The organism is Vibrio sp. Vb1554 (genome assembly GCF_033344235.1).
Window position 1 is genome coordinate 194,347 of record NZ_JAWPOJ010000006.1, and the last position, 6,078, is coordinate 200,424.

Sequence of the window (6,078 nt, forward strand, 5' to 3'; positions counted from 1 at the left end):
TTTGTAGCTCAAAGCACTGGTATTTATATAATGCCAGTGCTGTTTTTATATAAAATATGTCAAAGTTAAAAGAAATTGCTAAAAATTTCATTGGTTTTGGAGTGATAGACCTAATTGGTTTAGTAATTCCAATTGTGACCATGCCCCTACTAACAAGGGCACTTGGAGCCACATCATATGGAATTTACCTCCTTATTCTGACGGTTCTCTATTTTGGACATACTATTATTGATTACGGTACTCACTATACGTCTGTACGAGAACTGTCAAAAAATAGAAATAACTTCTCAGTAAAAAATAGTCTATTTGTTCAAACGCAAAGTCTAAGGTTATTTCTAGCTACAGTCTATATCCTATGTTGTTTAGGTTATGCTGTGTTTTATGGTAGTGAAGAATTTTTGACCTACATGTCAGTCGCTGCCATACCTTACTTAATTGGCTACGCTCTTACGCCTGTTTGGTATTATCAGGGTATGAGTGAGATGATGCTAGTTACAAAGGTTATGCTAGCCAATAAATTTGCGAATTTATTGGTAATATTGTTTTTTATAAACAATGAAAGTGATATAAGTAACGCTTTGCTGGCTACAAGTCTACCCTCGCTATTGAGTGGACTATATTTGACTTACAGCTGCAAGAAAAATGAAAAGCTAAGTATAAAATTTTCATTTGGATTTTTGAGTACATTAAAAAGTAGTTTTCATGTTTTTATCGGGCTTTTAGCACCTAACTTGTATAACTCAATTCCAACTATTATTCTAGGTACATCATATCCTCCAGAGCAGTTTGCAAAGTTTGCAATAGCATCCAGATTGTGTTCAGTGGTTGTTACATTACAAAACGTACTGGCTAAAGCTGTCTATCCTGTTGTTTCGAGAATAAACGAAAGTCAGGTATCAAAATTAATTATAGCCAATGTTTTTGTTAGCGTTCCGCCGATGATATTTATATTCCTATTTGGTGAGTATGTTTTAGGTGTCTTCTTAGGTAAAGAGTTTTCATCTGCAAACGAATATCTCATAATCCTTATTGTTGGAGTGTTATTTGTTGGTGTCGCAAATTCATACAGTCAAGGGTATTTTCTGCCCAAAGGTATGGATAAACTCTACAGAAATATTTCTCTCCGAGTCTCATTGATTTCAGGCGGGCTAGCCTTAGTATTAATAACTCACTATGGCCTGATTGGAGGAGCGTTGTCCATTACAACGGCTCGCTTCCTATTCTTCATGGATTATTACGTTAGCTATAAACTACAGTCTCGAAAAGTCCAACAAAGCTAGAATGAAAGCGAAGTCAAATAATATGAGTAAAAATAAAGTATGCCTATTAATCAGCTCTTTGGCTGGCGGGGGGGCTGAAGGGGTCTGCGTAAATATCGCAAATGGTTTGGCCGAGCGTGGAGCTGACGTAACACTCGTTGTTCTTAATCTAGATAATGCAGACTATCTAAGCATTGTTAGTGATAAAGTAAAACTGGTATCTTTGGATGTGCGCCAAGCTCGTCATGCGTTGGCTCCTTTAAGAAATTTTATTAAAAATAGTGATATAGACAAATGGTTGGCGTTTAATTACGAGTTAACAATGGTATTGGTAATCATTCGATGGACGCTTATTAAAAACTACACCATCATATCAAGAAATATTAATACAATTTCACGTAACACTAAGGATATTAAGGGCTTTTTGGGGAAGTTTGTCGTTGTGCCTTTAATCAAACTTCTTTACGGTAAGGCTGATCACATCGTTAACCAGTGCGTTGGCATGAGAGATGATCTTGTTAAGACCATTCCATCGACTGAGAGTAAAACTTCCGTGATTTATAATCCTGTGTCGAGCAAGGTTGAAAGCTTTAGTCAGAGTTTTCCTGGAGAGTCGGCAAAGGAAAACTATATATTGTGCGTGGGTCGCTTGGAGAAGCAGAAGGCGTTTCACTATGCAATTGACGCATTCTCTATAGTCGCTAAAAGCATTCCTGAGGTATCTCTTGTGTTTATTGGTCAAGGTAGTCTGCTAGGTGCTCTAGAGCAACAAGTTGAAGAGCTAGGGCTCTCCGATAGAGTTAAGTTTGAAGGATTTCAATCAGACACAATAGGATATTATAACAAGGCTCGCCTAACCTTAATGACGAGCTTATACGAAGGGTTTCCCAATGTGTTGGTCGAATCTATAACGTTGGGAACGCCTATTGTTTCCTTTGATTGCCCAAGCGGCCCAAGTGAAATAATCGTAAATAATAGTAATGGTACATTAGTAGAACAAGGGAATGTTCAAGCTCTCGCTACAGCCATAATTGAAGCTTATGAACACCCACCAGCCAATGAGTCAGTTAAAGAAACGGCACTTCGTTATCAAAGGGATTACATATTAAAATCTTGGGAGAGATTATTGTTTAATGCATAGAGTTAGAAATACACCAAAGTTGGCAATATTTTCGTTATCGATGATTTATGCCTTGAGCTTGGTGTTAATTTTTCCTATAGATGGTTCTATCATAGATAGAGCAAATTACTTAGACTATGCTAGTAATGCATGGCTAATTATGTTGCGTTATTTATCTAAGGGAGATGTGAGAGTCTTATTTAATGAACCTATTTGGTTATTAATGAATATGTCTCTCAGAGTGTTCTTTTCACCTGAAAACATCATAAGAGTTTTAGTCTTCTTTTCGTCTTTTTTGAGTTGCTATGTTTGCTTGAAGAATAACAGAAAGGAAGTTTTTCTCGTTTTAATTATACTTCTCTTTCCACAGGTTGTTAAAAATTACATTATTCACTTAAGACAAGGTGTGGCAATATCAGTATTTTTATTGGCTTACTACTATAAAGACTGCTTTTTTAGGAAAGTCCTTTTTTTAATTACACCTCTTATACATGTATCATTCTTTTTTGTTCTTCTTGTATATGGTGTCGTAATTTTATCAAAAAAGATAAAGCTTACACGTAATTTCAGAGGCGTTACCATATCCGCTATTGGTATTGGGATTGCACTATCTTTGGCCATCATTAGTGCATTTTTAGGCGCAAGGCAAGCTAACGAATACGCGTTCGTAAATGCAAATGTTAGTGGCGGAGCATTTTTGTTCTGGTCGTCGATTCTCGTACTCTATTGGATGCAAGGTAGACGTTATTGTCATAAGTATGCTTTTGAAATATCAGGTGCTCTCTTCTACCTGTCGACATATTTTTTAACCGAAGTGACTGGACGTGTGTTTGAAAGCTTTGTTGTATTGGTTTTGATTGCTGGTTGTTATTTAACATCGTCAAGAAAAGTACTCTTTAGATGTGCTTTCATATTGTTTTTTATTTTTAGTTATATGGGCCGAATTAGTATGCCTTACTTTGGTTGGGGAGTATCATCTTGAAAATAACGTTAATCTCAACTGGACTTGAAGTCGGGGGAGGAGAAAAGCAAGTGTGTGACTTAGCTGACCAGTTTTCCTCTAAAGGGCATTTGGTTCAGCTTATCTCGTTGACAGGAAAGACTATTTTAACTCCCAAAAGTAGCACTGTAGAGCTCATTGAACTTAAGGCAACTAAGGCACCATTGAGTCTTCTGCAAGCCTTGTTAAAAGCCAAAAAGCACATAGACCGTTTTCAGCCAGACGTTGTCCACAGCCACATGATCCATGCAAATATCTTTTCGCGATTTCTAAAGCTGATTGGTTCATCTGCACCCTTAGTGTGCACCGCTCATAGTACAAATGAAGGTGGAACTCTGCGTACATTAGCTTACAGGTATACGGATTGGTTATGTAACCTGAACACCAATGTAAGTGAAGAAGCGGTAAAGGTATATTTAGACAAGAAAACTTGTAAGCCAGGGAAAATTGCTGCGGTAGTCAACGGGATAGATGTAGACAAATTTCACTTTGATGTCAGCGTCCGTGAAGAGAAAAGAAAGCTTCTCAAACTTGGTTCTGATGAGATGCTGCTTTTAGCCGTCGGCCGTTTATCAGAGCCCAAAGACTATCCAAACTTACTTGATGCGTTTTCTGAGTTGATAGCAAGCAACAACGTAAAGGCCAAGCTTGCGATTGTTGGTGTTGGTGAGCTAGAAGAAGAAATAAAGGCAAAGGTTCATGATATGAATCTCAGTAATAGCGTTCAGTTTCTTGGGCTTCAGTCTGATGTCGAAAACTGGATGTGCGCTGCAGACATTTTTGTTATGTCGTCTGCTTGGGAAGGATTGCCACTTGTTCTTCTGGAAGCCATGGCGTGTGAGCGAGTAGTCGTTGCTACCGATTGCGGTGGGATCCGAGGAGCAGTTCAGGAAAATGGTAAGGTTGTGCCTACTCGAAACAGCAACGCTTTAGCGGAAGCGCTGGCCACATATATCGAATTACCAGCATCTAAAAGAGAAAAAATAGGAAAACTAGCTCGAGAATATATTGTAGCGAACTACTCATTAAGCGCAGTTGCCGACAAGTGGGTTTCAATTTACCGTTCATTGTAGTCATATGATCTTACCTTTATGTTAAAAGTTGCACATATAATCACTAAGTCTGAGATTGGCGGAGCTCAGACTTGGGTGAAGGACCAAATATCTCTGTTAGACAAAGATTTCGAACATTTTTTGGTGACCAACAAGCCTGGTTGGCTTTCTGAGCGTGTGAGTGTTCAACAAACTCTATTCGTTCCGGGAATAGAAAAAAAGTTTTGTTTAAAGACATTATTTAAATTAGTTCACTTTGTTCGAAGCAATAGAATAGATATTCTTATCGCAAGTTCAGCCAATGCAGGCGTATACGCCCGTTTGCTAAAGTTATTCACCGGATGTAGGGTGATATACGTCTCTCATGGCTGGTCGTGTATTTATAATGGCGGCAGCCTGAAGAAATTGTTTATAACAGTCGAAAAGTTACTTTCTTATTTGTCTGATTCAATTCTTTGTGTTTCAGAAAAGGATCGCCAAGATGCCATTGACATAATAGGCATTCGAGATAATAAGCTGGCGTATATAAGAAATAGTGTATTTCCTCGTAATATAGTGAGAAAAGAAGAATCTGAGATATTTCGTATTCTCTTTTTAGGCCGTTTGGCTAAACCCAAAAGACCCGATATTTTGATCGAAGCTATTGAAAACCTAGCCGATGTTCAATTGGACATCGTTGGAGATGGACCATTAAAGCGAGATTGCAAACAAACTCAAAACGTCAACTTCGTTGGTGCTGTAAGTGATTTCGATGATTTTGGTCGTTACGACCTTTTCGCTTTAGTTTCTGATAGTGAAGGTCTACCGATGTCAGCGTTAGAGGCTGCATCTGCAGGGGTGCCCTTGTTATTGAGTAATGTTGGTGGGTGCTCTGAGTTAATAAATGGAAATGGGGTTTTAGTCGACAATTACCCTGATGATATTGCCACTAAACTACAGTTGCTTAAATCCAACTATAAAACAGTAAAAGGTCAGGCTTTACATTGTTCAACTGAGTTTGATATCCGTAACTATCGAGATTCATATATAAGAATCTACACTGGCCGTCACTAAGGGGCTAATTGTGTTGCTTGTTGCATTACTTGAATATTTTAAGTTGATATGCGCTTGGTTTAGTTAGGTGTATGGATTAAGCATTTAGTAGTGCTTGAGTTTATAGTGCAAAGGACAAAATAAAAAGAGCAGCTACCGAAAAGGTAACCGTTCACCAACGGGTTATTGACTAAGCGTTTGCGTAAAAGCTAGCTTCGTTAAGGTCGAAGACATTAGGGTATGGCTGCTGTAAGATCACAGCAGTTACAATGTGAGTTAAAGTCTCGATTGAAGATATCTGCCTCTTCTTGCAGGTTTCTATCAGCGAGTGCAGCCTGTCTCGGAACTTATCCCCTGCATCTGAGGTTGTGCCGTAGCTGATTTTTCGTTGAATAACGAAGCCACGCAACCGTCGCTCTGCCTCATTATTGGTGAGAGGGATTTTGGGATTAGTTAGGAACAGCCATAGACTTTGGCTATGCTCTTTAAGTTTTCGACACCGCTCTTGATAACGCTGAATCGGGATTTGTATTGCTCCCAGGGAAAATTCATGACGGCCATTGATTTTTAAGAGTTTTTATTTTTACGATTCTACCTAAGAGAAAAAATAGTCTG

The 6,078-nt window shown here is 38.5% G+C and carries 5 protein-coding genes and 1 pseudogene; 5 read left to right on the forward strand and 1 reads right to left on the reverse strand.

The annotated features are described in order from the left end of the window. The first annotated feature begins 56 nt into the window (after window positions 1-56). From R8N28_RS07805 to R8N28_RS07825, 5 genes are read left to right on the forward strand one after another with little or no spacing between them, the layout of a single operon-like run. A complete protein-coding gene (locus tag R8N28_RS07805; RefSeq protein WP_213971424.1) occupies window positions 57-1,280 on the forward strand; it encodes an oligosaccharide flippase family protein in 1,224 nt (407 codons plus the stop codon). A gap of 1 nt (window position 1,281) precedes the next feature. Beyond that, window positions 1,282-2,400, forward strand: coding sequence for a glycosyltransferase (locus R8N28_RS07810; protein WP_250159977.1), 1,119 nt, complete (start codon window positions 1,282-1,284; stop codon window positions 2,398-2,400). Then, window positions 2,393-3,361 carry an EpsG family protein gene (locus R8N28_RS07815; protein ID WP_213971423.1) on the forward strand — a complete coding sequence of 323 codons (969 nt, stop codon included), beginning with the start codon at window positions 2,393-2,395 and terminating at the stop codon, window positions 3,359-3,361. Before R8N28_RS07810 ends, R8N28_RS07815 begins: the two co-directional genes overlap by 8 nt. Further along, window positions 3,358-4,452 (forward strand): glycosyltransferase, encoded by a 1,095-nt coding sequence (locus R8N28_RS07820; protein ID WP_213971422.1) that lies wholly within the window; start codon window positions 3,358-3,360, stop codon window positions 4,450-4,452. Before R8N28_RS07815 ends, R8N28_RS07820 begins: the two co-directional genes overlap by 4 nt. A gap of 18 nt (window positions 4,453-4,470) precedes the next feature. Then, entirely contained in the window at window positions 4,471-5,484 is a 1,014-nt protein-coding gene (locus R8N28_RS07825; RefSeq protein WP_213971421.1) for a glycosyltransferase, read from the forward strand. Between the two features lie 169 nt (window positions 5,485-5,653). On the opposite strand, the pseudogene R8N28_RS07830 reads toward R8N28_RS07825, so the two are convergent. After that, a pseudogene (locus R8N28_RS07830) lies at window positions 5,654-6,001 on the reverse strand (IS66 family transposase); the annotation flags it as partial. Window positions 6,002-6,078: the final 77 nt, after the last annotated feature.

Bases quoted from the DNA above. Each gene is read 5' to 3' on its own strand.
- R8N28_RS07825 (WP_213971421.1), top strand. From the start codon at position 4,471: ATGTTAAAAGTTGCACATATAATCACTAAGTCTGAGATTGGCGGAGCT.
- R8N28_RS07810 (WP_250159977.1), top strand. From the start codon at position 1,282: ATGAAAGCGAAGTCAAATAATATGAGTAAAAATAAAGTATGCCTATTA.
- R8N28_RS07815 (WP_213971423.1), top strand. From the start codon at position 2,393: ATGCATAGAGTTAGAAATACACCAAAGTTGGCAATATTTTCGTTATCG.
- R8N28_RS07805 (WP_213971424.1), top strand. From the start codon at position 57: ATGTCAAAGTTAAAAGAAATTGCTAAAAATTTCATTGGTTTTGGAGTG.